General features: G+C 61.3%; 23 protein-coding genes. 11 read left to right on the top strand and 12 right to left on the bottom strand.

Annotated elements, in window-relative coordinates; translation table 11 throughout:
• Positions 1-411 precede the first annotated feature (411 nt).
• Both fahA and hmgA read right to left on the bottom strand, forming a co-directional pair.
• Complete coding sequence (gene fahA, locus L4G42_RS23805) at positions 412-1,710, bottom strand: fumarylacetoacetase (RefSeq protein ID WP_237253796.1); 1,299 nt, start codon at positions 1,708-1,710, stop codon at positions 412-414.
• The gene (hmgA, locus tag L4G42_RS23800) at positions 1,707-3,023 is read right to left on the bottom strand and encodes a homogentisate 1,2-dioxygenase (RefSeq protein WP_237253797.1); all 1,317 of its coding nucleotides are present in this window, start codon (positions 3,021-3,023) and stop codon (positions 1,707-1,709) included. The genes fahA and hmgA overlap by 4 nt, the downstream gene beginning before the upstream one ends.
• Before the next feature lie 109 nt (positions 3,024-3,132).
• On the opposite strand from hmgA, the gene L4G42_RS23795 reads away from it, so the two are divergent.
• Positions 3,133-3,927 (top strand): IclR family transcriptional regulator, encoded by a 795-nt coding sequence (locus L4G42_RS23795; RefSeq protein WP_237253798.1) that lies wholly within the window; start codon positions 3,133-3,135, stop codon positions 3,925-3,927.
• 263 nt (positions 3,928-4,190) lie between these two features.
• On the opposite strand, the gene hppD is transcribed toward L4G42_RS23795, so the two are convergent.
• From hppD to glcC, 3 genes are all read right to left on the bottom strand, one after another.
• Positions 4,191-5,267, bottom strand: coding sequence for a 4-hydroxyphenylpyruvate dioxygenase (hppD, locus tag L4G42_RS23790; RefSeq protein WP_237253799.1), 1,077 nt, complete (start codon positions 5,265-5,267; stop codon positions 4,191-4,193).
• 142 nt (positions 5,268-5,409) lie between these two features.
• Complete coding sequence (gene maiA / locus L4G42_RS23785; RefSeq protein ID WP_237253800.1) at positions 5,410-6,042, bottom strand: maleylacetoacetate isomerase; 633 nt, start codon at positions 6,040-6,042, stop codon at positions 5,410-5,412.
• Between the two features lie 141 nt (positions 6,043-6,183).
• Positions 6,184-6,981, bottom strand: coding sequence for a transcriptional regulator GlcC (glcC, locus tag L4G42_RS23780; RefSeq protein WP_237259968.1), 798 nt, complete (start codon positions 6,979-6,981; stop codon positions 6,184-6,186).
• A 462-nt stretch (positions 6,982-7,443) separates the two neighbouring features.
• On the opposite strand from glcC, the gene glcD reads away from it, so the two are divergent.
• The 5 genes from glcD to L4G42_RS23755 all read left to right on the top strand — a co-directional run bounded on the left by glcD (position 7,444) and on the right by L4G42_RS23755 (position 14,013).
• A complete protein-coding gene (gene glcD, locus L4G42_RS23775) occupies positions 7,444-8,943 on the top strand; it encodes a glycolate oxidase subunit GlcD (protein WP_237253802.1) in 1,500 nt (499 codons plus the stop codon).
• Entirely contained in the window at positions 8,943-10,055 is a 1,113-nt protein-coding gene (gene glcE, locus L4G42_RS23770) for a glycolate oxidase subunit GlcE (protein WP_237253803.1), read from the top strand. Before glcD ends, glcE begins: the two co-directional genes overlap by 1 nt.
• A gap of 2 nt (positions 10,056-10,057) precedes the next feature.
• A complete protein-coding gene (gene glcF / locus L4G42_RS23765; RefSeq protein ID WP_237253804.1) occupies positions 10,058-11,281 on the top strand; it encodes a glycolate oxidase subunit GlcF in 1,224 nt (407 codons plus the stop codon).
• Between the two features lie 66 nt (positions 11,282-11,347).
• Positions 11,348-11,755 (top strand): heme-binding protein, encoded by a 408-nt coding sequence (locus tag L4G42_RS23760; protein WP_237253805.1) that lies wholly within the window; start codon positions 11,348-11,350, stop codon positions 11,753-11,755.
• A gap of 80 nt (positions 11,756-11,835) precedes the next feature.
• Positions 11,836-14,013: a malate synthase G gene (locus L4G42_RS23755; protein WP_237259969.1), complete on the top strand. Its 2,178-nt coding sequence runs from the start codon at positions 11,836-11,838 to the stop codon at positions 14,011-14,013.
• A gap of 57 nt (positions 14,014-14,070) precedes the next feature.
• On the opposite strand, the gene gntR is transcribed toward L4G42_RS23755, so the two are convergent.
• Entirely contained in the window at positions 14,071-15,087 is a 1,017-nt protein-coding gene (gntR, locus tag L4G42_RS23750) for an HTH-type transcriptional regulator GntR (protein ID WP_237253807.1), read from the bottom strand.
• Positions 15,088-15,355: 268 nt separating this feature from the next.
• Here gntR and L4G42_RS23745 point away from each other — a divergent pair, with 268 nt between their 5' ends.
• The 3 genes from L4G42_RS23745 (at position 15,356) to csrA (ending at position 18,138) form a co-directional block, all read left to right on the top strand.
• Positions 15,356-15,883 carry a gluconokinase gene (locus L4G42_RS23745; RefSeq protein WP_237253877.1) on the top strand — a complete coding sequence of 176 codons (528 nt, stop codon included), beginning with the start codon at positions 15,356-15,358 and terminating at the stop codon, positions 15,881-15,883.
• Positions 15,884-16,011: 128 nt separating this feature from the next.
• Positions 16,012-17,364, top strand: a complete 1,353-nt coding sequence (locus L4G42_RS23740) for a GntP family permease (RefSeq protein ID WP_237261253.1) — start codon at positions 16,012-16,014, stop codon at positions 17,362-17,364.
• A 585-nt stretch (positions 17,365-17,949) separates the two neighbouring features.
• Complete coding sequence (gene csrA / locus L4G42_RS23735) at positions 17,950-18,138, top strand: carbon storage regulator CsrA (protein ID WP_237253809.1); 189 nt, start codon at positions 17,950-17,952, stop codon at positions 18,136-18,138.
• A gap of 278 nt (positions 18,139-18,416) precedes the next feature.
• On the opposite strand, the gene L4G42_RS23730 is transcribed toward csrA, so the two are convergent.
• Positions 18,417-18,653, bottom strand: a complete 237-nt coding sequence (locus L4G42_RS23730) for a DUF465 domain-containing protein (RefSeq protein ID WP_237253810.1) — start codon at positions 18,651-18,653, stop codon at positions 18,417-18,419.
• 163 nt (positions 18,654-18,816) lie between these two features.
• Between L4G42_RS23730 and L4G42_RS23725 the strand changes: the two genes are divergently transcribed.
• Complete coding sequence (locus L4G42_RS23725; RefSeq protein WP_237253811.1) at positions 18,817-20,070, top strand: M20/M25/M40 family metallo-hydrolase; 1,254 nt, start codon at positions 18,817-18,819, stop codon at positions 20,068-20,070.
• Positions 20,071-20,092: 22 nt separating this feature from the next.
• On the opposite strand, the gene L4G42_RS23720 is transcribed toward L4G42_RS23725, so the two are convergent.
• Together L4G42_RS23720 and L4G42_RS23715 are read right to left on the bottom strand one after the other, a co-directional pair.
• Positions 20,093-21,025, bottom strand: a complete 933-nt coding sequence (locus L4G42_RS23720) for a ketopantoate reductase family protein (RefSeq protein ID WP_237253812.1) — start codon at positions 21,023-21,025, stop codon at positions 20,093-20,095.
• A 181-nt stretch (positions 21,026-21,206) separates the two neighbouring features.
• Positions 21,207-22,574 (bottom strand): pyridine nucleotide-disulfide oxidoreductase, encoded by a 1,368-nt coding sequence (locus tag L4G42_RS23715; protein ID WP_419789404.1) that lies wholly within the window; start codon positions 22,572-22,574, stop codon positions 21,207-21,209.
• 963 nt (positions 22,575-23,537) lie between these two features.
• On the opposite strand from L4G42_RS23715, the gene L4G42_RS23710 reads away from it, so the two are divergent.
• Positions 23,538-23,852, top strand: coding sequence for a hypothetical protein (locus tag L4G42_RS23710; protein ID WP_237253814.1), 315 nt, complete (start codon positions 23,538-23,540; stop codon positions 23,850-23,852).
• 12 nt (positions 23,853-23,864) lie between these two features.
• Here L4G42_RS23710 and L4G42_RS23705 read toward each other — a convergent pair whose 3' ends face one another.
• The 3 genes from L4G42_RS23705 to L4G42_RS23695 all read right to left on the bottom strand — a co-directional run bounded on the left by L4G42_RS23705 (position 23,865) and on the right by L4G42_RS23695 (position 25,513).
• Positions 23,865-24,329, bottom strand: a complete 465-nt coding sequence (locus L4G42_RS23705; protein ID WP_237261252.1) for a hypothetical protein — start codon at positions 24,327-24,329, stop codon at positions 23,865-23,867.
• 86 nt (positions 24,330-24,415) lie between these two features.
• Positions 24,416-24,676, bottom strand: coding sequence for a DUF1652 domain-containing protein (locus tag L4G42_RS23700; RefSeq protein ID WP_237253816.1), 261 nt, complete (start codon positions 24,674-24,676; stop codon positions 24,416-24,418).
• Positions 24,677-25,036: 360 nt separating this feature from the next.
• On the bottom strand, positions 25,037-25,513 hold the full coding sequence (locus L4G42_RS23695) for a GNAT family N-acetyltransferase (protein WP_237253817.1): 477 nt from the start codon (positions 25,511-25,513) through the stop codon (positions 25,037-25,039).
• Positions 25,514-25,813 lie beyond the last annotated feature (300 nt).

The following is a 25,813-nucleotide window of genomic DNA, read 5'->3' as shown; positions in this document are numbered from 1 at the left end:
TACCGCAAATCTGAGCTGTACACACTGGCCTCTTCCCGGCTGAAGCCGGCCCCACTAAAAGCATGCGGTCTGTAGGACTGGCTTTAGCCGGGAAAGTGTCAGGCGACACACCGCGAATCTGGGCTGTACACACGGGCCTTTTCCCGGCTGAAGCCGGTCCCACTAAAAGCATCCGGTCTGTAGGACTGGCTTTAGCCGGGAAGGCGTCAGGCGGCACACCGCAAATCTGAGCTGTACACACTGGCCTCTTCCCGGCTGACGCCGGTCCCACTAAAAGCATGCGGTCTGTAGGACTGGCTTTAGCCGGGAAAGCGTCAGGCGGCATACCGCAAATCTGAGCTGTACACACTGGCCTCTTCCCGGCTGAAGCCGGTCCTACTAAAAGCATGCGCTGTGTCCGTAGGACTGGGTTTAGCCAATCACCACGCCACGGCACTCGCCAAACCCGATGCTCACTTCGCCCTCCTTGCGGCAGCGCGCTTTGAGGATCACCTCATCGCCGGCCTCCAGAAAGGTGCGGGTCTCACCATTGGGCAACTCGACGGCGCGCTTTCCGCCCTCGGTCATCTCCAGCAGGCTGCCGAGCTGGCCGGGCTGCGGGCCTGACAAGGTGCCGGTGCCGAACAGATCCCCCGCTTGCAGCTTGCAGCCGTTGACGCTGTGGTGCGCCACCATCTGCGCGACGGTCCAGTACATGTTCAGCGTGTTGCTCAGGGACAGACGCTGGGGCGCGATGTCCTGCGCTTTCATCTGCGCGGTGAGCAGCAGCACTTCCAGTTCGATGTCCAGCGCGCCGCCGGCCTGATCCTGCTCGTCGAACAGATAGGCCATCGGCTGCGGGTCACCCTCGGGACGCGCCGGTTGGGTCGCGCGGAATGGCGCCAGCGCTTCAGCCGTGACCACCCACGGCGAAATGCTCGTGGCAAAACTCTTCGACAGAAACGGCCCCAGTGGCTGGTATTCCCAGGCTTGCAGGTCGCGAGCCGACCAGTCGTTCAGCAGACAGAAACCGGCGATGTGCTCGCCCGCCTTGTCGATGGCGACAGGCTCGCCCGCCTCGTTGCCCTGCCCGATCCACACGCCCACTTCCAGTTCGTAATCCAGGCGCTTGCTCGGCCCGAAATCCGGCGTCTCGGCACCCGGCTTCAAGGTTTGCCCGTTGGGGCGCCTGACCGGCATGCCGGACACACCCAGCGTCGACGCCCGCCCGTGGTAGGCAATCGGCACGTACTTGTAGTTCGGCAGCAGCGGGTTGTCCGGGCGGAACAGCTTGCCGACGTTCATCGCGTGATGAATGCCGACGTAGAAGTCGGTGTAGTCGCCGACCTGCGCCGGCATGTGCATCTGGCAGTCAGCCATTGGCACCAGCAGACGCTCGCCCATGGCCTGCAAACGCTCACGCTGCAGGGTTTTTTCGTCAAGCAGGTGTAGCAATTCGTGACGCAGCGCCTGCCGGGACGATCCGCCCAAGGCGAAAAAGTCGTTCAACTGCCCGCGGCTGGCGGCCTCCACGGCCACGCGCGCGGCGCCGTTGAACAGGCTGGCTTCAAGGGCCGTTTGCAGGTCCAGAATGAAATCGCCGATGGCGACGCCGCCGCGCTTGCCGAAACCGGGGCGGCTGAACACACCCAGGGGCAGGTTTTGCAGGGGGAAGTCGGGATGGTCGTTGGCGCTGGCAACCCAGCTGCGCGGGTGGTGTGAAGTGCTCATCGTTGGCTGTCCGTGTCGAAAGGCTTGAACGTTCTGGCGATGCCATTCCAGCAGGCATCGTAGTCGCTTTGCAGCTGCGGGCATTCCAGCGCGTGATAGCTGGGGCGCAGGACTTTGCCGGTCTCGAACATGAACGCCATGGTCTGCTGAATCTTGTGCGGCGTGAGCTCGGCGGCGATGGCTTTCTCGGCGCTGGCGTTGTCCGGGCCGTGGGCGCTCATGCAGTTGTGCAGCGACGCGCCGCCGGGCATGAAACCTGCGGCCTTGGCGTCGTAGGCACCATCGATCAGGCCCATGAATTCGTTCATCAGGTTGCGGTGGAACCAGGGCGGTCGGAAGGTGTTTTCCGCCACCATCCAGCGCGGCGGGAAAATCACGAAATCGACGTTCGCCTGGCCGTCGACAGCGCCCGGCGAAGTCAGCACGGTGAAGATCGACGGATCAGGATGGTCGTAACTCACCGTGCCCAAGGTGTTAAACAGGCGCAGGTCGTATTTGTACGGGACGTTGTTGCCGTGCCACGCGACGACATCGAAGGGGGAATGACCCAGCGGGGTCGCCCACAGTTCGCCGAGGAATTTCTGCACCAGCACAGTGGGTTGGACGCTGTCTTCAAACTGCGCGCGGGGCACCTGGAAATCCCGGGGATTGGCCAGGCCGTTACTGCCGATGGGTCCGAGGTCAGGCAGGCGCAGGGCGCAGCCGTGGTTCTCGCAGATGTAGCCCCGCGCTGTGCCGTCGAGCAACTCGACGCTGAATTTCAAACCACGGGGCAGCACGGCGATTTCCTGCGGCTCAAGGTCGAGCAGGCCCAGTTCGGTGGTGATGCGCAGGCGACCCTGCTGGGGGACGATCAGCCACTCGCCGTCGGCGTTGAAGAACGCGCGCTGCATGGAGCGGTTGGCCGTGTAGACATAGATGCTCACGCCCTCGGCCTGCTCGGCAGACGAGGTGCTGGCCAGCGCGTGCAGGCCGTCGATGAAATCGGTCGGTTCGGCGGGGATGTCGAACGCATTCCAGCGCAGGCGATTGGGTGTGACGGGGCCTTGCTGTTGACCGGTAATCTGCCGCTCAAGGCGCTGAAAACGAGGGTGCGCGGCGGACGGTTGAATGCGGTAGAGCCAGGTGCGTCGGGCTTCGGCGCGGGGCACGGTGAACGCGGTCCCGGAGAATTGCTCGGCATAGAGGCCCAGCGGGTGACGCTGCGGCGAGTTCTGCCCGTGGGGCAAACCGCCCGGCATCGCCTCGCTGCTGAATTGATTGCCGAAGCCGCGCTGGTAGCGCAGGGGCTCGGACCGGGGTGCTGTCGACATGGCGACCTCTTATTGTTTTTTTCGTAAGCGCGTTACGCATAACGTAATTTGAGTTTGGGGAAGGGTCAAGCTATAAAGCAGCCTTTCCAGACCGGGGGCCTCCCTTGCCATGACCGACGATTCCACCCCCGCCACCGCGCCGCGCCAGCAGAAAGTCCAGTCGGCTGAGGTCGGCGTCGGCATCCTCAAGGCGCTGGCCGAACTGGCGCCCGCCACGTCACTGTCGAAACTCGCCGAATACGTCGGCATGCCGGCGAGCAAGGTGCATCGCTACCTGCAAGCGCTGGTGGACAGCGGGTTTGCCGAGCAGGACCCGACCAGCAATCACTACCGTCTGGGGCGCTCGGCGTTGCAGGTCGGCCTGGCGGCGTTGAGCCAGCTGGATGTGCTGAAGACATCCGCGCCGGCGCTGATCGCACTGCGCGACGAACTCAACGAAACCTGCTTTCTGGCGGTGTGGGGCAACAAAGGCCCGACGGTCGTCTACGTCGAGCAGTCGCTGGGGGCGGTCACCCTGGTCACGCAGATCGGTTCGGTGCTGCCGCTGCTCAGTTCATCCACCGGGCTGGTGTTCGAGACTTTTCTGTCGCCGACCGAAACCGCCGCGTTGAGAGAGGCGGAATCGGCCTCGTTGAACGCAACGCAGTTGACGGAGATCGATCGGCACCTCCACGAGATCCGCAGCACCGGGGTGCATCAGATTCATGGCTTGTTGATGGCCGGCGTCAACGCGGTGTCGTCGCCGGTGTTTGCCATGGGCAACAAGCTGGTGGGTGTGGTGACGGTGGTGGGCTCGGCGTCGGTGTTTACCGATCAGCGTCAGGCCCTCGCCGCGCAGGAACTGCTGCAGACGGCGCAGGCGATCAGCGTGCGGATGGGTGGGACAATGCCGCAGTTGGAATAATTGGTCAGGATCACAATGGTAGGACCGCGTGCATAGTGGGACCGGCTTTAGCCGGGAAAGCGTCGGCGGTTACACCACAAAATTGATGGTGTCCAAACCGGCCCCTTCCCGGCTGAAGCCGGTCCCACTAACGGACCGTGTGCATCTAGTGGGACCGGCTTTAGCCGGGAAAGCATCAGCGGTTACACCACAAAATTGATGGTGTCCAAACCGGCCCATTCCCGGCTGAAGCCGGTCCCACTAACAGCGCGCGTGCACCTACTTCAATCCACCGCCAACACGCCCCGCCGCACTTGATCCCGCTCGATCGACTCGAACAACGCCTTGAAATTGCCCTCGCCGAAGCCATCGTCGCCCTTGCGCTGGATGAATTCGAAGAACACCGGCCCCATCAGGGTTTCCGAGAAGATCTGCAGCAGCAGACGCTGGCTTCCCCCTTCGGAGTTGCCGTCCAGCAGGATCCCTCGCGCCTTCAGCTCCTGCTCCGGTTCACCGTGGTTGGGCAGCCGGCCATCGAGCATTTCGTAATAGGTTTCCGGCGGCGGGGTCATGAAGCGCATGCCCAGCGCCTTGAGCCGGTCCCAGGTATCGATGAGGTCTTCGGTGAAAAACGCGACGTGCTGAATCCCCTCGCCGTTGAACTTCATCAAAAATTCTTCGATCTGCCCGGCGCCCTTGGACGATTCCTCGTTCAGCGGGATGCGGATCATGCCGTCCGGCGCGGTCATCGCTTTCGAGGTCAGGCCGGTGTACTCGCCCTTGATGTCGAAATAGCGCAGCTCGCGGAAGTTGAACAGCTTCTCGTAGAAGTTCGCCCAATAAGCCATCCGCCCGCGATAGACGTTGTGGGTCAGGTGATCGATGAATTGCAGGCCAGCGCCTTTGGGGTGACGGTCGACGCCTTCGATGTACACGAAGTCGATGTCGTAGATCGAGGTGCCTTCACCGAAACGGTCGATCAGGTACAACGGCGCGCCGCCAATGCCCTTGATCGCTGGCAGGCGCAGCTCCATGGGCCCGGTGCCGATCTCGACAGGCTGCGCGCCGAGTTCCAGTGCGCGCTTGTAGGCCATTTGCGAATCCTTGACCCGGAATGCCATGCCGCACACGGAAGGACCGTGCTCCGCAGCGAAGTAGGACGCTTCGCTGTTGGGCTCGTTGTTGAGGATGATGTTGATTGCGCCCTGGCGGTACAGCGACACATTCTTGGAGCGATGATGGGCGACTTTGGTGAAGCCCATGATCTGGAACACCGGCTCCAGCACGTTCGGGGTGGGCGAGGCGAATTCGATGAATTCAAAGCCCATCAGGCCCATCGGGTTTTCGTAGAGATCAGTCACGGTCTTGCTCCTGCTAAATAGTGAGAGGCACAGCGGCTCGGATCACGATTCAGCGGGGGGCGCGCAGGAAATCCCCCGCACGCTGCGGGCGAGGAAGTCGCCGAAGATCAATTGCAGACCGAAGCTTTTCATGTGGGAAAGATTACTCCGGCTTGTCCGATTGCGCATCGGGATGGGCGGTCTGAAACGCTGGATGCTGCAACGCCAGCGCTTCGACCCGACAAATTCGCGGGTACGGGCTCATGTCGACGTTGAAGCGTCGCGCCGCATACACCTGGGGCAGCAGGTACACATCGGCCAGGCCCACGGCGCCGTAGCAAAATTCAGCGTCGCCAAGCAGGGCTTCCACTGCGGCGAAGCCTTGGCCGATCCAGTGGCCGATCCACGCGGTCACATCGCCTTCGTCGTGGCCCATGCCGCGCAAACGATTGAGCACCGCGACGTTGTGCAGCGGGTGAATGTCGCAACCGATCAGGGCGGCAATCTGCCGATGGCGCGCGCGGTCGAGCAGCGCGTCGGGGAGCAATGCAGGTTCGGGGGAGAATTCTTCGAGGTATTCGATGATCGCCATGGACTGGATGATCACCTCACCGTCGTCCAGCCTTAAAGAGGGAACGCGGCCCTGGGGGTTGATCGCACGGTAATCGGGCTGGTGGTGTTCACCGCCGTCGCGGATCAGGTTGACCGGTATGGCGTCGAACGCGAGACCTTTCAGCGCCAGGGCAATGCGCACCCGGTAGCTTGAGGTCGATCGGTAGTAGGTGAAAAGATCCACGGGAATGGCCTGTTATTGTTGTTTTGGTTTTCACTACGGCGTAAGCGACTTACGCAATGCGTAAACTGCGGCAATGCGGGATGGCTGTCAAGTTCAGCTCCGGACAGGCAAAGCGCTAGCGTGGCTCAGCGTGAGCCTGGCTTAAGCCCAACCCTCCAGCCGCAGGGTGGCGCGCACCAGGCGTTGCTCCTCGCTTTCTATCTCCCGCAGGTTGTCGCAGATGTTCTGGATGTGCGCCACAGCCGCCTTGCGCGCCTGCTCGGGCAAACGCCCGGTCACCGCGTTATAGAGCCGGGCGTGATGGCGGTCGATCTGACGCTTCTGGGCATCACGGTGATACAGGTTGTTGACCGAGGCGAACACCGTGTTCAGCAGCAGATCCGTCAACGAACGCAAGGTCTGCACCAGCACCGGGTTGTGGGACGCTTCGCAGATGGCCAGGTGAAAAGCATGGTCGAGCCGCGCGTGTTCGGACGCCGGCAACGGGTGGTCATGGGCGGCAACCAAGGCGTCGTAGGCGCGGGTGATCAGCACGAAATCCGCGTCGGTGCCGCGCAGCGCCGCCAGCCGCGCGGACTCCCCTTCCAGCAGGCTGCGCACTTCAAACAGGTCGTACAGCGTGCGTGGCTGGGAGGCGAACAAGTGCATCAGCGGCGAATTGGCGGTCAGCCCGAGGCCGCCCATTGGCGCGACGAAGGAGCCCTTGCCTTGTCGGGTTTCGATGATGCCCCTGGCGCGCAGCAACTGCAGGCCTTCGCGCAGGGCGGTGCGCGACACCCCGAGCTTTTCGGTCAGCCGCCGTTCGGAAGGCAACAGCTGACCGACCTTGAGCACTCCGTCGACAATCAGCCGCTCAATGCGCTCGCTGACGACATCGGCGACCTGCTGCGGGCGTTTGTTTTGGGTTTTAGGCTGGGTTTGGTGCTGGGTGGCTTCCATGGTTCAGTTTCCTCAGGGGTGGAACCGGGCCGGCTTGCCGAGGGCGAACCGAACAGCAGGTTCTGCGGCGGACCGGGATCCATCAATCACCGCAAAACCATTGTAGGAGCGCGCTTGCCCGCGAAAGCGTCGGCACATCCAACTCATCTTTGCCTGACAAATCGCTATCGCGGGCAAGCGCGCTCCTACACGAAATCCACGACGTCCATGAAAGCGGCATTCACGTATCACTGGTAGGACCTCCTGCCGACACGAAATGATCGAACAACCTGAACCTCGCTAAACCATTGATAAGCAAACCTATTAACGGATCGATCTCGGATCATACCGCGCGAAACTGGTTCGACCACTGCTCCACCCGGTAGACACTAAGCCCCGCTGAGCCAATGATGCAAGCCAGCCATTCACGTTCCGCCCCGGGACGGGCCTCCAATAAAAACAAGACAGGGTTGCGAACCCATCATGAATATTCTGTACGACGAACGCGTCGACGGCGTTCTGCCGGTTATCGACAAACAACAGCTGCTGCAAGCGCTGCAAACCCGCCTGCCTGATCTGGACATCCTCCACCGCGAGGAAGAACTGCGCCCCTACGAATGCGACGGCCTCTCCGCCTACCGCACGACGCCGATGCTGGTGGTGCTGCCCCAGCGCATCGAGCAGGTGCAGACGCTGCTCAAGGTCTGCCATGAGCGCGGCGTGCCGGTGGTGGCGCGCGGTGCCGGGACCGGACTGTCCGGCGGCGCCCTGCCCCTGGAAAAAGGCGTGCTGCTGGTGATGGCGCGGTTCAACAAAATCCTGCACATCGACCCCGCCGGGCGCTTTGCCCGCGTGCAGCCCGGCGTGCGCAACCTGGCTATCTCCCAGGCCGCCGCGCCCCACGACCTTTATTACGCGCCTGACCCCTCCTCGCAAATTGCCTGCTCCATCGGCGGCAACGTCGCGGAAAACGCCGGCGGTGTGCATTGCCTGAAATACGGCCTCACCGTGCACAACCTGCTCCAGGTCGACATCCTCACGGTCGAGGGCGAGCACATGGTGTTGGGCTCCGACGCGCTGGACTCGCCAGGCTTTGATCTGCTCGCACTGTTTACCGGCTCCGAAGGCATGCTCGGCGTGATCACTGAAGTCACGGTCAAACTGCTGCCCAAACCGCAGGTGGCGAGGGTGTTGCTGGCCGCCTTCGACTCGGTGGAAAAGGCCGGTCGCGCCGTCGGTGACATCATCGCCGAAGGCATCATCCCCGGCGGTCTGGAGATGATGGACAACCTCGCCATTCGCGCCGCCGAAGACTTCATTCATGCCGGCTATCCGGTCGACGCCGAAGCCATCCTGCTGTGCGAACTCGACGGCGTGGAAGCTGACGTTCACGCCGACTGCGACCGGGTTCGCGCCGTGCTGGAAAACGCCGGCGCGACCGAGATTCGTCAGGCGAAGGACGAAGCCGAACGCGTGCGCTTCTGGGCCGGGCGCAAGAACGCTTTCCCGGCAGTCGGTCGGCTGTCGCCGGATTACTACTGCATGGACGGCACCATCCCGCGTCGGGAATTGCCCGGCGTGCTGAAGGGTATTTCCGCGCTGTCGGAAGAATACGGCCTGCGCGTCGCCAACGTTTTCCACGCCGGCGACGGCAACATGCACCCGCTGATTCTCTTCGATGCCAATCAACCCGGTGAGCTCGACCGTGCCGAAGCGCTGGGCGGGAAGATTCTGGAGCTGTGCGTGAAAGTCGGCGGCAGCATCACCGGCGAGCACGGCGTGGGTCGCGAGAAGATCAATCAGATGTGCGCGCAATTCAACAGTGACGAGCTGACGTTGTTTCACGCCGTAAAAGCCGCGTTCGATCCGGCCGGCACCCTCAACCCCGGCAAGAACATCCCGACCCTGCACCGCTGCGCCGAATTCGGTGCCATGCACGTGCACATGGGCAAGCTGCCCTTCCCTGAACTGGAGCGTTTCTGATGGATGCCCAACGTCAGCCGCCCTTCGTGGCCCAGGAACGCGATGCCAGCGATGCGCTGCTGGAACAGGTCAACCGGGCGATTCAACTCGCCCTGCCGCTGCGCATCCAAGGCGCCAACAGCAAGGCATTTCTCGGTCGCGAGGTGGCCGGGGAAGCGCTGGATACACGCATCCACAGCGGCATCGTCACTTACGACCCGACCGAGCTGGTGATCACCGCCAGGGCGGGCACGCCGTTGTCGGTGCTGAACGCTGCGCTGGAGGAAGCCGGGCAGATGCTGCCGTGCGAACCGCCGAGCTATCGCCATGGTGATGCAGGCAATAGCGGCGCAGGCGATGCAACCGTCGGCGGGATGGTTGCAGCGGGCTTGTCCGGCCCGCGCAGGCCTTGGTCAGGCTCGGTGCGGGATTTCGTCTTGGGCACGCGGGTGATCACCGGCCTGGGCAAGCATTTGCGCTTCGGCGGCGAAGTGATGAAAAACGTTGCCGGCTACGACCTTTCTCGGCTGATGGCCGGCAGTTTTGGCTGCCTTGGCCTGATCACCGAAGTCTCGTTGAAAGTCCTGCCCAAGCCGCGACTGTGCACCAGCATTGCGCTCGAAATGGACAGCGCCACCGCCCTCGCCCGCCTGGCGCAATGGGGTCAGCAACCGCTGCCGATCAGCGCCGCCAGCCACGACGGCCGCGTGCTGCGCTTGCGTCTTGAAGGCGGCGAAGGCTCGGTCGCGGCGGCCCATGACCGGCTCGGCGGCGAATCCATCGACCCGGCTTACTGGCGCGCGCTCAACGAACACCGCCTGGATTTCTTCACCGATGGCCGTCCCCTGTGGCGCCTGTCATTGCCCATCAGCACGGCTGCGCTGGACCTGCCGGGAGATCAATTGATCGACTGGGCCGGTGCGCAACGCTGGTTGAAATCCGATGCCAGTGGCAGCGAGATTCGCCGCATCGTCAGCGCCGCGGGTGGTCACGCCACTTGCTACAGCCATGGCCTCGACGACAACCCGTTTCAGCCGTTGGCCACGCCGCTGCTGCGCTACCACCGCCAGCTTAAGGCGCAACTCGATCCGCACGGAATTTTCAATCCGGGCCGAATGTACGCGGAGATCTGACCATGCAGACGACCCTGAGCGAACACGCCAAAAGCCTGCCCCGTGGCGAAGAGGCGCAAAGCATTCTGCGCAGCTGCGTGCACTGCGGTTTCTGCAACGCCACCTGCCCGACCTATCAGCTGCTCGGCGACGAGCTGGATGGCCCGCGTGGGCGCATTTATCTCATCAAACAAGTGCTGGAAGGCAAGGAAGTCACCGAGAAAACCCAGCTGCACCTGGACCGCTGCCTGTCCTGCCGCAACTGTGAAACCACCTGCCCTTCCGGCGTCGACTACCACAACCTGCTGGACATTGGCCGCGAGGTGGTCGACGCCGCCGTGCCCCGCCCACTCGGCCAACGGTTGCTGCGCGACAGCCTGCGCGCCGTGGTCCCCAGCGCCGGGCTGTTCAAATCCCTGACCCAATTGGGCAACGCCTTCAGGCCGCTGCTGCCGGTTGCGCTCAAGACCAAGCTGCCGGGCAACATCCGTCCCGCCAAGGCTCGGCCGACCCGGCAGCATGCACGGCAGGTGTTGATTCTCGAAGGCTGTGTGCAACCCGGTTTGTCGCCCAACACCAACGCCGCCACGGCGAGGGTGCTCGACCGACTGGGCATCAGCGTCAAATCCATTGCCCAGGCCGGTTGCTGCGGCGCCGTGGATTACCACTTGAATGCGCAGGAACAGGGCCTGCAACGTGCCCGCCGGAACATCGACGCGTGGTGGCCGAGTATTCAGGCCGGCGCCGAAGCCATCGTACAGACCGCCAGCGGCTGCGGCGCCTTCGTCAAGGATTACGGCCACCTGCTGCGCAACGACCCGGCTTACGCGCAAAAAGCGGCGACGATCAGCGAACGCACCAAGGACCTGGTTGAAGTGCTGCGCGCCGAACCGCTGGAACAGCTCGGCGGTTGCACGCGCCAGACCCTGGCCTTCCATTGCCCGTGTACGCTGCAGCACGCGCAGAAACTCGGCGGCGCCGTCGAGTCCGTGTTGACCCGGCTGGGCTTCAATCTGACACCGGTGCCCGACAGTCACTTATGCTGCGGGTCGGCCGGCACCTATTCGATCACCCAGCCGGTGCTGGCGAAACAGTTGCGCGACAACAAGATGAACGCGCTGGAGAGCGGCAACCCGGACGTGATCGCGACGGCCAACATTGGCTGTCAGACCCATCTGGCCAGCGCCAACCGCACACCGGTCAAACACTGGATCGAACTCATCGAGGACGCCTTGCCTCCAAGTTGAATGCAGGCGCCCTCGCTCCCTATCAGACCGACACTCATGACACCCTTTGCCCTTCAGGAGAACTGCATGATAACCAAATCCGTACTGACCCAGACCGAAGTCACCCAGATCCTCGCCGCTGCACGCACCGAGGCTCAGAACAACGGCTGGGCAGTATCCATCGCCGTAACGGACGACGGCGGTCACCTGCTGGGCTTCGAGCGCCTTGACGGCTGCGCGCCGATTGGCGGCTACATCGCCATCGAAAAAGCCCGCACCTCGGCGCTGGGTCGTCGCGAATCCAAGGGCTATGAAGAGATGGTCAACGGCGGTCGCACTGCATTCGTCACTGCCCCGCTGCTGACCTCGCTGGAAGGCGGCGTGCCGGTGATCATCGATGGCCAGACCATCGGCGCGGTGGGCGTGTCAGGTGTGAAGGCCGACCAGGATGCGCAAGTGGCCAAGGCCGGGGTCGCGGCAGTGGGCGCCCAATAACGCCAACCGCGATAACCCTGTGGCGCCGCACCTGAGGGTGCTCAAAGGCGCCAATACAGCAATTGAGATGGAGACCCCAGATGACCGAGTTCGTCAATTGCCACAACCTCAAGGTGGCGGCCAACCTCAAGCGCTTTGTCGACGAGGAAGTGATTCCCGGGACAGGCCTGACCCCGGAACTGTTCTGGGCCGATTTTGATTCGCTGGTCCACGACCTCGCCCCCGTCAACCGCGAACTGTTGAAAGAGCGCGACCGCCTGCAGGCGCAGCTCGATAAATGGCATAAATCCAATCCCGGCCCTGTCACCGACATGCCGGCGTACATCGCGTTTCTCGACAGCATCGGCTATCTGAAGCAGGTACCGGCGCAGGTTCAGGTGTCCACCAACAAAGTGGATATCGAAGTCAGCGAACAGGCCGGCCCGCAACTGGTGGTGCCCGCCGCCAACGCCCGTTACGCCCTGAATGCGGCCAATGCGCGCTGGGGTTCGCTGTACGACGCGCTGTATGGCACCGATGCCATTTCCTCGGCCAATGGCGCCGAAATCAAGGCCGGCTACAACCCCCTGCGTGGCGAGAAAGTCATCGCCTTCGCTCGCGCCCTGCTGGATGAAGCCGCGCCCCTGGCGTCGGGTTCCCACGTCGGCGCCAAAGCCTACGCGGTGGACAGCGGCGAATTGCTGGTCACCCTCGCGGACGGCAGCCCGTCGCGCCTTGCCCAGCCCGAGAAATACATCGGCTATCAGGGCGAGCCGCGCCAGCCGAATGCAATCCTGCTGAAAAACAACGGCCTGCACATCGAAATCCAGATCGACCCCGCCAGCCCCATCGGTGGCACTGACCCGGCCGGGATCAAGGACCTGCTGCTGGAGGCCGCGCTGTCGACGATCATCGACTGCGAAGACTCGGTCGCCGCCGTCGATGCCGAGGACAAGCTGGTGATCTACCGCAACTGGCTGGGTCTGATGAAAGGTGACCTGACCGAAGCGCTGGTCAAGAACGGCAAGACCATCACCCGTCGCCTGAACGCCGACCGCCAATACACCGCCGCCGATGGCAGCGCGATCACCCTGCACGGGCGCTCGCTGCTGTTCATCCGCAACGTTGGTCACCTGATGACCAACCCGGCGATCCTCTACGACGGCAACAAGGAAATCCCGGAAGGCATTCTCGACGGTGTCCTCACCAGCCTGATCGCCTTGCACGACCTGCACAACCGCACCAATTCCCGCGCCGGCAGCGTCTACATCGTCAAACCGAAGATGCACGGCCCGGACGAAGTGGCCTTCGCCAACACGCTGTTCAGCCGCATCGAAGACGTGCTGAAAATCCCGCGCAACACCCTGAAGATGGGGATCATGGACGAGGAGCGGCGCACCAGCGTCAACCTCAAGGCGTGCATCGAAGCTGCATCGTCGCGGGTGGCGTTCATCAACACCGGCTTCCTCGACCGCACCGGCGACGAGATGCACAGCTCGATGGAAGCGGGGCCGATGCTGCGCAAGGGCGACATGAAAGCCACGCCGTGGATCAAGGCGTATGAGCGCAATAACGTGCTGGTCGGCCTGGCCTGCGGGCTGCGCGGCCGTGCGCAGATCGGCAAGGGCATGTGGGCGATGCCGGACCTGATGGCCGACATGCTGGAGCAAAAAATCGGGCACCCGAAATCCGGCGCGACCACGGCGTGGGTCCCTTCTCCTACGGCAGCCACCTTGCACGCGCTGCATTACCACAAAGTGGACGTGAAAGCGGTGCAGCAGGAGCTGGAACAGGTCGATCTGGACAGCATCAGCGAAGACATTTTGCTGGACCTGCTGAGCATCCCCGTCGTCGAAAAGGCAGAGTGGAGCGAGGATCAGATCCGCGAAGAAGTGGAAAACAACGCGCAGGGTCTGCTGGGTTATGTGGTGCGTTGGGTGGAGCAAGGCGTTGGCTGCTCAAAGGTGCCGGACATCCACAACGTCGGCCTGATGGAAGACCGGGCGACGCTGCGCATTTCCAGCCAGCACATCGCCAACTGGCTGCGCCACGGTGTGGTCAACGAGGACTACGTCAAGGACACGCTCAAGCGCATGGCCAAAGTGGTCGATCGGCAAAACGCCGGGGATGCGGCTTACACGCCAATGGCCGGCAATTTCGAGAAGTCAGTGGCCTTCCAGGCCGCCAGCGCGCTGGTGTTCAAAGGTCGCGAGCAGCCGAGCGGCTACACCGAACCGCTGTTGCACGAGTTCCGGCTGGCGTTCAAAAAGGAGCATTGATCGAGCGTAAGCGGTGCGGCGATGCAGAGGTGAGAGTGGGCTTGCTCACGAAAGCGCCTAAGTACTCTCCCGCACCACCAGTTCAAACCCCAGATCCACTTGCGCCTCGTGTACCGTGCCGTCCAGCAAGCCGAGCAATAATTGCGCGGCGCGCTGGCCGACCTGTTCGCGCGGGGTGCGAATGGAGGTCAGACGCGGCACCATGTGCGCCGAACCCGGCAGGTCGTTGAAGCCGATCAGCGACACCTGTTCCGGAATGCGAATGCCCCGCCGCAGGGCTTCCAGCGACGCGCCCTGGGCCAGGTCGTCATTGCAGAAAAACACCCCGTCAACATCCGGATGCGCTTCCAGCAATCGGGCAAACAGCTCGCTGCCCAGACCGATGGACGACGGCAGCGGCGACGCCATCTGCAGCGCCTCGTCATACAGCCCTTCCTGCTCCAGTACGCCGCGAAAGCCGACCCCGCGTTGAATCACCCGTGGGTCCAGCTGCGCCGCCACGTACGCCAGTCGCCGCCGACCACGGCTCAACAGATGCCGCGCGGCCTCGGCACCCGCCTGTTGCTGGGAAAACCCCACGCAAGGTTCGGCGCGGGTCGGGTCCAATTCCATCATGTGCACGCACGGTACGCCGCTGGACGCCAGCAACTGCTGCGCCGCCACGCTGCGGTCAAAGCCGGTCAGCAGAATGCCGCGCGGCCGGTGGGAAAGATGACTGCGCAGCAGGTTCTCTTCTTCTATAGGCGAGTAGTGGTAATTACCGATGACCACTTCCAGCCCGCGCGGACGCAGAACCGTCTGAATGGCTTCGAGCGTTTCGATGAACAACTGGTTGGACAGCGACGGCACCAGCACCACCACCGACTGACTTTGCGAGGACGCCAGCGCCCGTGCGGCAGGATTGGCGACATAGCCTAGACTCAGCGCAGCAGCGCGAACCTTTTCTACCAGTTCAGGCGCAACGGTGGCCACGCCACGCAGGGCCCGGGATGCGGTAATCGGCGAGACGGCAGCCAGTTTTGCGACTTCGTTGAGAGTAGGACGACCGGTGGAGCGGGAACCAATGCGTGTCATGCGTTGCCAACTGATTGGAAGAAAGCTGCGGGGGTTGCGATTGTGTGGGATGGGCTCTAAGGTAGCGCTATCTCACGGAGGCCCGCAACTTTTCGATCGTCTAAACGACTGGATTGATGCATCTCATGGATCAGCGAGATACCCATAACAATGACTACACCTGGAAACAGTCTCGCCGGACTTGCACACCATTCGGCGAAGACAGCGCTGTCTCCGGGAAGAGGTTTTTATGACTACTGCTCCACATGCTATTTCCGCCATCGTGGTAATGGGTGTTTCTGGCTGCGGCAAGAGTGCCGTCGGCGAGGCCATCGCTAAAAACAGCGGCGGCCGCCTGATCGAGGGTGATGCGTTCCATCCTCAGGCCAACATCGACAAGATGAGCGCGGGCCACCCGCTCGACGACAACGATCGCGCCGGCTGGCTGAGCCGCCTCGGCGAAGAAGTTGCCGCCGCTCTACAAAACGGCGAAAAGCCCGTTCTGACCTGCTCCTCCCTCAAACTCATCTACCGTGAACGTCTGCGTGCAGCCGTACCCGAGCTGGGCTTCGTGTTTCTGGAGCTGACCAAAGAACTCGCCACCGAACGCTGCTCCCATCGCCCGGGGCACTTCATGCCGGCCAGTCTGGTCGACAGCCAGTTCGCAACCCTCGAGCCTCCGTACAACGAAGACCGCACACTGGTGGTGGACGCGACTAAATCGATCGAGACCATCGGTAAGGAAGCGGCCACATGGTGGAGCGAGTCTGGCTCCGAATCTCAAACCCAATCTGTCACCGCGCACACCGGCTCGTGATCCTCGATCAGGCGTGAGCGGCAAAGGTAGCGCTGTCTCTGATGACGCTGCCCTCGCTTCACAGGGCAGAGAGCAACAGCGTCAAGCAGTAGCTCCAAAAAAACAAAATACAACGGAGAGACACCCCCATGTTCGGTATGACTCAAGACACGTATCTGCTGGTCGATGCGTTGGTGACCATCATTGGCCTTGTGCTTCTGATCACCAACTTCAAAGTCCACCCCTTTATTGCGTTGACGATCGCTGCCGGTTTTCTCGGGCTGACCTCCGGGATGCCGGTGGACAAAGTGATGAAATCGTTCCAGGACGGTTTCGGCGGCGTGCTGGGTTTCGTCGGCATCATCCTCGGCCTGGGCACCATGCTCGGCAAGCTGATGGCCGATTCCGGCGGTGCTGACCAGATCGCCCAGACGTTGATCCGTCGCTTCGGCAAGGACCGCGTGCACTGGGCCATGATGTTTTCGGCGTTTCTGGTGGGCATCCCGCTGTTCTTCGAAATCGGCTTCGTGCTGCTGATCCCGTTGGTGTTCATCGTTGCACGTCGCAGCGGCGTCTCCATCGTCAAGATCGGCATTCCGTTGCTGGCAGGTCTCTCGGCCGTACACGGTCTGGTGCCTCCGCATCCGGGTCCTTTGCTGGCCATCGGCATCTTCAGCGCAGACATCGGCAAGACCATTTTCTACGGTCTGATCGTAGCGTTCCCGACCGCGATCATCGCCGGCCCGATCTACGGTAAATGGATTGCCAAGCGCATTCCGGGCAACCCGTCGAAAGAGCTGATGGACCAGATTGCCAAAGAATCGACCAACGAAAACCTGCCGAGCTTTGCCATCACCCTGGTGACGATCCTGCTGCCGGTGTTCCTGATGCTGCTCAAGACGTTCGCCGACGTCGCGCTGCCAGCCGGTCACATCTTCCGCATCTGGATGGACTTCATCGGTCACCCTATCGCTGCCCTGTTGTTCGCCCTGCTGCTGGCGTTCTACACCTTCGGCTCGGCCCGTGGCTTCAGCCGCGACCACATCATCAAGCTGCTCGACCAGAGCCTGGCGCCCGTGGCCGCGATCGTGCTGATCGTCGGTGCCGGCGGTGGCTTCAAGCAGATGCTGGTGGACAGTGGTGTCGGTAACCTGATCGGCCACATGGCCGTGCAGGCGCAGATCTCACCAATTCTGCTGGCGTGGCTGGTGGCTGCGGTGATCCGTATCGCCACCGGTTCCGCGACCGTCGCCACCATCACCGGTGCCGGGATTGTCGCGCCGGTGGTTGGCATGGTGCCGGGCGTGAACCGCGAACTGCTGGTTCTGGCAACCGGTGCCGGTTCGCTGATCCTGTCCCACGTGAACGACGCGGGTTTCTGGCTGGTCAAGCAGTACTTCAACATGACCGTGGCCGAAACCCTGAAAACCTGGACCGTGATGGAAACCATCCTTTCGGTGGTAGGCATCATCCTGATCATGCTGTTGTCGCTGGTCGTCTGATGGATTGATCGCGGCCTATTGACGCGCGATCACCCTGTTGCATCCATGCCCACCCTCGCGGTGGGCATGTTATTTCAGAACCTCCCGCTCCCCTCGGTTCTTCTCCTGATGCTGACCTTTGGCTCTTCAGGTCTGGTCAATCGCGCCTGATACAAAACCGTTCACACATCCCGTCATCAATTCGATTAAAGTTACGGCGTTTTGCCGGTACTGATTTCAGAAGTCTCCTACACTCCTCTCAGAGAACTCGTACGGGGCAACCTAATGAAAATTTCATCGCCGCCCGGCATGAGTTCTTTGCAATAAAGGCCAAAGGAGTGTGGAATAGGCGCCGCCCGGAATCTGGCTATCGATGCGATAGCCGATTTGCACGGGAGTTTGCCGCCAGCATCAGGCAAGATTCGCATGCCGTTCCACCCAGGAGCGACGCTAACTGTGACGAGACGATGAACCTGGGGAATTAAAATCGTACCAATGGCGTCATACTGATGAACGCATTTGGATGCAATCGGCAATTACCACCACCCAAAGGCTCACGCCAGCCTCCCGGTAGAGGCGCTTCATGAGGCCATCAAGGAAAAGATTATGTTGATACTCACCCGCAAAGTCGGCGAAAGCATAAACATTGGTGACGACATCACCGTCACCATTCTGGGCGTTCAGGGCCTCCAAGTCCGTCTGGGCATCAACGCTCCGAAAGATGTTTCAGTGCACCGCGAAGAAATCTACAAGCGCATCAAGGCCGAGACTGCACCCGAGCAGGATCCGCAATAAACCCACCGGTTTATGCTATGCGATAACTGTCAGCGGCCACCCGGTGCTGACAGATCGGCGACGGCGACTGACCAGACGCCGTTTTTTTTCGCCTGAACTTTGGATCCATCGAAGTCGTCCCGCTGACAACTAAGCGTGAGCGACCACACAGATTCAGCGTATTGGACGATGCACTTCCGGATGCCGGGAAAAGTTGACGGACATCTGGTATCGCCAACTAAAAACGGCCGACCTCCATAAGAGATCGGCCGTTTTAGTTACTAAGCCGTTTAACCCAATCAGCCCGCTGTGTTCAGGTGACTGGCGATGGTGTCTTTTGCCTGCACCCGTTTTTCCTTGAGTTTCTTCAATTCATCGTCGGAGACATCGCCCGCCTGTTCGACGCTGACGATATGGGCGTCCAGCTCATCGTAATGATCGACCAGGGCATTGAGCTTCGGGTCGCTGCCTTTGCGCTTGGCGAGCTCTTCTTTGGTGATGCTCAGGTCCGCGTACAAATCGTGCTTAACCGGCATGGGATGCCTCTCCTCTGATGACTGACGTAGGAATGTTGAGGGTAGCCCAGCCTAAAGGTTCGGCGTTTTTGCCGATGTGAATAACGCGTTTTGACAGGCACGCTCCTGTGCAACGGGCTAGGGTGTCGGTCGACCCCCTTTCATGCCATTTAAAGGATCGACCATGACCTCGCCGTTTTCCCGTTCTCTTCTCGCCAGCGCGCTGGCCTTCGGTATCGCTTTTTCAGCGGCAGCGCCTGCCTTCGCCGAGCCCAACAAACAGGTCCAGGCGGATGCCGAGCAATACAAGGACGAAGCCCTGAAGCTGCTGGAGCAACTGGTCAATATCGATTCGGGCTCCGGCTACGAGCCGGGACTGACCCAAGTGCGTGACATCGTCGTCGCGCAGCTCAAGGCGCTCGGCGCAACCATCGAGATGATCCCCAACACCGCGCCGGACAAGAGCCAGCATGTGGTCGCGACGCTCAAGGGCGGCGGCAAGGCAAAGATCCTGCTGATGGCGCACATGGACACCGTGTTCAAGGAAGGCTCCGCCGCCGCCCGCCCGTTCCACATCAAGGACAGCCGTGCGTACGGGCCAGGGGTGATGGACGACAAGGGCGGTATCGTCGCCGGGATTTACGCGCTGAAGATTCTGAAGAAGCTCGACTTCAAGGACTACGCGCAGATTACCTTCCTGCTGGACGCCAGCGAGGAGACCGGCTCGGCCGCCGCCACCGCGCTGATTCAGAAAGTCGCCAAACAGCACGATGTGACCTTGAATCTGGAGCCGGGACGCCCCGCCGACGGCCTGGTGATCTGGCGCAAAGGCAGCGCCACCGCGGTGGTCGAGGTCAAGGGCAAGGCGTCCCATGCCGGCGTCGCGCCGGAACTGGGGCGCAACGCGGCCATGGAGGTTGCGCATCAGATCCTGCAACTGGGCAAACTGGGCGATGCCGAGAAGAAGACCACGATCAACTTCACCGTGCTCAACGCGGGCGATCGCACCAACGTGATCCCCGATCAGGCCACCGCCAAGGCCGATGTGCGCGCCGCCGTGCCGGAAGAATTCGATCGCATCGAGAAGGATCTGGCGCGGGTGTCGGCTGACAAACTGATCCCGGACACCGAAGTGACCACCCGCCTGGAGCGCGGTTTGCCGCCAATGCCCCAGACGCCGGAAACCGACAAGCTGGTCGATATCGCCCAGGGCATCTACGGCGAGATCGGCCGCAAGCTGACCGTCGAAGGCAGCGGCGGCGCGGCCGATGCGAGCCTCTCGGCCGGGGTCGGCGTGCCAACACTGGACGGCTTCGGCATCGTTGGCGGCAACATTCACACGCCCGAGGAATATGCCGAAGTCGACAGCGTGTCGCCGCGCATTTACCTGCTGACGCGGATGATCATGGAGCTGGCGACGCACACGCCGGCCAAATAACGTACGCCTGCTTCCCGACCTGTTACGTGAGCCGCCGCGCCTCATACGCGCGCAGGTGCAGATACACGTAATCGAGTGCCGACAGTGATTCTCCAGGTGACCTGTCGGCGCCTGGCCGCCGGGCAATCAGCTCACCGAATACGTGCTGCACTTCGATCGGCGCACCGCGCTCGATGTCCCTGAGCATCGAGGCGGTCATCTTCGAGCCGGGAGTGGTCAGCATCTTCTCGAACCGTTGGCGGACTTCACTGCGCAGCGGGTGCCCGGCGTGGTCCGCCACCTGGGCGCACTCATCCAGCAGCTTCAGAATCAGCCCTGCCCCGCCACTGGCGACCACGTCGCCGATGCTCGCACGCATTGATCCGGTAATGCCGGCCCCGGTCGCGATGAAGCACCATTTTTCCCACATCTCCTGAGTAATCTGCTCACTCAGCACAGCATCAAATCCCGCATTGCCTAGCGCCTCGGCAACCTTCTGAATGCGCGGGGTCAGCCCGCCGTCACGTTCGCCGAACGAGAGCTGGTGGGTGTCGTTCAAGTGAAGGATGGCGCCCGAGGCATCGCGATCCAGCGAGATCAGGCATTGGCCGCCGAGCACGTTTGCGGGAGAGAACCGCTCCGCCAGACGATCCAGATGCGCCATGCCATTGAGCAACGGAAGGATCAGCGTCTCCGGCCCCACTGCGGGCGCGAACGATTCCATGGCGCTGTCGAGGTCGTAGGCCTTGCAACTGAGGACGATCAGGTCAAAGGGCGTGTCGAGCATCGCCGCCATGACCTGCGGCGGCGAGGGGTACTCGATGTTACCCAGCGGGCTGCGCACGATCAGCCCGTCACGCTCCAGCTCCTGCGCCCGTCCTTCGCGCACCAGAAAGGTCACGTCTCGCCCGGCATCCAGCAATCGGCCGCCGAAATAGCCGCCGATCGCACCCGCGCCCACCATCAAAATACGCATTGGTCAGTTCCTGTTCGATGCAACGTCGAGGGTCAGGCATGCAGAATAGATGAGCGGTCGGACTCTTGCGAACTGCTTATATGGCGGCCAACATATATTTTGTTCCCGCTGAATCACGGGCAAAAAAAATCCCGGGCTGCCTAACCAAAGGAGCGCCGGGATGCAAGTGTTGCAAGGACAGTCAGGATTGCGCGTTGACCAGCACGGGCCAGAGGAACGGCAGTCGATCTTCGCTGCGACTGGACACCAGCCGTGGCGCCGCAGGGATGGGTTGCACGGCAGGGGTCTGCAAGCGGGTCAGGACCGAATCGATCACCACGCCGCTGGCGTCGTGATGAAACTGCCAGACGCCATAGATGCGGCCGTCAAACGACGCTTCGCTGCCCAATCGCGGATCGACTCCCAGCCCTGCCCCCAGACCGAACAGGTGCAGGCCATGCAGGCGCTGACCGCTGGCATCGAGCGGACAACCCGAAGGATCGGAATCCAGCCCGCCCTTGACCTCCATCAGCGTGATGGCCTCGCCACCGGCATGACTCAATGCTGGCAGCACCGGCTGATAGCCCGTGCACTGCACGACAATGTCGGCTTCCGCCAGCGCCTGACGGGCGCGCTCGCACTGATCGGCCGGGCCCTGATGGGTTTGCAGCAACTGCACGCGCACGCCGGTCTTGCCGATCAGGCCTTTGGACAGGGCTTCACGCCCCACATCCAGCGCCCGGTAGCGCAAACCGCCTGACCGGTTGACCCGACCCGAAACCGGGCAGACATCCCTGGCCGCATCGAACACATAGCCCGCGTCCAGCGCGGCCTGCGGGGTTTCGTAAAACAGGCGGATCGGCGAACGGTGTACCAGCGTGACCTCCTCCAGGCCGGCAAACTCCAGCGCGTCGGCCAGGTTTTCCAGCACCGAGAACGCGCTGTGGGAGCCGCCCACGACGCACACCCGGCCCTTGGCCGCCAGCGTTGTCGCGAAGAGGTGGCGCAGTTGCACGGCATTCATTCTCAACAGGGCATCGGCGCTCTGGATCTGCGCCGAGGGCGGCACCGCAAGGCCTTGATCCGCCAGGCTGTCGAGCAGGTGCTGCGGGTCCTGCCAGCCGCCCAGATTGAGGACGACTGCACGGCTGCGAATACGCCGACTGCGGCCGTCGGACTCGACCCACACCTGGTAATCGTCACCTTCGCGCACGATCTCGGTGATCGTTGTGCTGCTCCATAACTTCACGCCGTAGCGCTCGACGATAAAGTCGAGCACCAGCTTCGAGGCTTCCGCCAGCAGTTCAGCGACGTCCGCCAACTGCGGCGCGCTTTGCGCCTGACGACGGATGCGCCAGTAGGCGGACGAATGTTCGAGGGGTTCGAATACATCACGCAAAGCCGGGTCGCGCAGACAATCAAGGAACACATCGCCCACCGAGTTGGCAGTGATCCGGTAATCGCCCAAACGACCCGTGCCCGGCGTGGGACTTGCGTCGACAATGATTAAACCTTCCTTGGCCAGTTCTGGCATGGCGCCACTTTTCAATGCGTTGAAAAGCAGTCCCATCCCCGCAGGTCCGGCACCTCCTACTACGCAACCGCAAACGGTTTCCAGATGATCTCCTTGCATAACTGTCACTCCACGCTGGGTCGTTACCGTATCGCCACGGGCGTTATAAACCGCCACACTTACGTGCGCGTTCAACCGCTATCGCTGAGGCAATGTCTGGACTTTCAAGTTGGAACATAAATGAACTATTACTGAACTACTTAGCGACTGAACTACTTAATCTGGCAGGCATGACTACCGCCGTGATTTGCGTCACGTTGGCGGCCGTAGAAGGTCGATGATCAACGCGCGGTCGATCCATCGGCGCAGGCTCCGGAACGCCGCTTGCCGGATGGCGCATCTTTTCCGAGCCCGCCCGGGTGCCGACTACTTGCGCTGCCCGGTCTCAGGATTCTCGGAGGACGCTACCGCTAACTCATGCGCGTCTGAAGGGATTAATCCTGGAACGAGAAGTGAGATGCTTGCACTAAGCGCCAGTCATCTAAGTTGAAAACGTAAAGTGATAGTTGCAAAGAACAGCCGAAGTGTCAATTTTCTGAGAAAGCGCAGCATCCAGCTATTTACATACATAAATCATTGATTAATATATATTTATTAAAATTGACGCCATTAATCCGTCACACTCACAAACGCCCATGGATTTATAAAATAAGACGGTTTGGCAATTTAATTTCAGTTAGCAGGTCGCTGACGGATATAAGCGACTTTCTTCGCGAAATGCAGCGTGCTTTAGCGTTACCCTTCGCTTGTAATTTCCTATAACTGTTGACGTTCCACCGTATTTATTGACGTCAGAATTGTTAATCCTGCTGACTCCAATCACTTTCCCGGAAAGCACAGGCATGCACGGCCGTATCCGATGAATGGGGGATTATCGCAAGCCCCGATGAGAACTATTCCGGCCTGCCAAGCCTCCATTGCCATGCCTGAACACTTTCCCATGGACAGAGAGGTGAACGAATGAATGCTGATAAATCCCGTCGGTGCAGCATCGCCGAAATTGATTATTCGCGGGACACGCTATTTGGGCCTATTCCGATGCAGGCAACCTGTCGAGTGCGACTCGCCACCATAGAGCACGACGGCCACAGCTTGCGCGAACTGACGATTATCGGAGACGTCCCGGATTATTTGCCCAAGTCAGCGATCATCCGCGTTGCAATGGATGGCCGCATCGAAGCAGGGCCTGTTCGTGAGCACGACGCGGTTCAAGAGAACGGCGAAGAGCAGTTCAAGCTGCTCTTCGAGAATGAGCACCGTCGCCGGATGCATTGAGAAAGGATGACCCTACCGCGCGCCGTTATGCACGTGGATTGCCTGAGCGACGCCTAGCGGTTTGCCGGATCGAATACCAGGAGCGGCAAGGAGTGACGGGGCAGGAGGTAGAGGCGGCGAGTTGAAAAGAAGCGCCGCTGCCGAGGCTGACGTTCCTTCAGGCGTGGCGGACTCGGCGCTTGCCGTTTGATTCGCCGGCAAAATGGCGGCGCCGTAGCGCAGGCCTTCCACCTGAGGTTTGACTTCCAGCACTGGCTCCGGCGGCAGGAGCTGTTCCCGCTCCAGGGATGTCATGGGCGGTCGGAAGCTGGCATTGCGCGTTTCCAGGTGCTCCAGCATCGTGATGATGGTCGCCGCGCCTACCACCACAACACCCAGCAGGCAACCGACGCCGATCATGATCTTGCGACGACGGCGCAAGGGCGCCGCTCGTTCCTGCTGTTTCAACGCCTCGATCTCGGGTTGCGCGTGCGCCATGCAATTCCTCAATATCCCGCCTGACCGCTTCGGGCCGATGCAGACCAACATAAGGCGGAACGGCGATTATTGCTAGAGCCCTGCGCTCAGCTCGCCAATGCGTGGGGATAATGCCTGGCCTTTTCGAGTTCGGCCTGGAGGTCTCGAATAAGCACGCACAAAGCGTGGCTGTTATCGAGGGAGTCCAGAGCAATATTGGAAACGAACAAGTCGACATGCTCGGTGGCGGGGTCGATGACTTCAACGGTCATCAGGTCTTCCAACACGGTGCAGTTACACCGCAGGGGCAGAAACGCACTTTCTATAATGCTGCGCAGTTCAAGGTTAGAGAGCGTGCAGGCAATCATCGTCAATCCTCCACAGGCAGGACTGGGTGATGCTTTCAGCCACTCGCCTGACTATTAGTAACCACTTCCACGACGTTGGAAATGTTTCCCGTACCCCGTCGGCCATCCGGCAATCAGGGATATCCAAGTTATACGCCCCGCCCCAAAGTGAAGCAAACAACTGCCATCGCCCGCACTGAATTGCGCCAGACGCTGGTTGCCTCTGCAAAATCGATTCACCGAAGCAGAACGCTCCCCATTAATCGTTTAATGGGCGGGGCAAGCGGATTATTCGGCAAGACTAAGCGGGTGAATGTGCTCAGCCATTCGTCGGACATCCCTGGGGCGCCCGACGAGTGACTTCATTTAGCGGTCGCTGGATTAGCTGCGTGGCAACTTGAGGTGAATGAGGGCAACGCGAGCGCCCTTCTTGTCCTGGCGCTCTTCAATTGCGAAGGGTTTGAAACCCAGCTTGGGGTAGAAGAGCAATCCGGGAACGTTATGGTTGAAGCAGGAAGCGGTCAGTTCTGCCGCTTCGTGTTTGCCGAACGCCAGTTCCATCATGCAGCCGATCATGTAACGGCCAACGCCCTTGGAGCGAAAGCGGGGGTCGATGATGACGTTGCCCATGGAGCAACGGCCTCTGAAGTCATAGCGGGAGAAGTTGGCGAATCCCACGACCTGGCCGTCCAGTTCGATGACCGTGTTGTCCGAGCGCTGCTCGATGGATTCGTTCAGCTGCTCCGGGGTCAACGGGAATACGGCTTTGGGGAACATATAAAAGAGCTCGTCAATGCTCTGGGGCATGTCGCATATGAAAGGGACGTCTTTTTCTTCCAGGGGGCGATGGACAAACATGCTGGGTTACCTCTCGAAGAAACAGGAGCCGTGGGCGGACTATAGCTGTCAACCCGCGGGGCTGACGTTATAAGACACCATTCAGGCCTAAATGTGCCGGAATGTTGCAAGTTGGCGGAATTCGCCACAGGAGACGGTCGCAAACCTCTGACAGTCATGGAAATCCCGTCACCGGGCAGAACGCATCCGTTGGCGGGCGACATTCATGCATTTTGCACGGCCCCAAGGGCTTATGAATTTTACAGGCCTTTGATTTCATTGATGTTTTATTCGGATCAGTGGCTGGCACAGGCAGTGCAC

The sequence above is a fragment of the Pseudomonas petrae genome, assembly GCF_021728295.1.
GTDB classification, from domain to species: Bacteria; Pseudomonadota; Gammaproteobacteria; order Pseudomonadales; family Pseudomonadaceae; genus Aquipseudomonas; species Aquipseudomonas petrae.
This window is presented reverse-complemented; position numbering and strand designations above follow the sequence as displayed.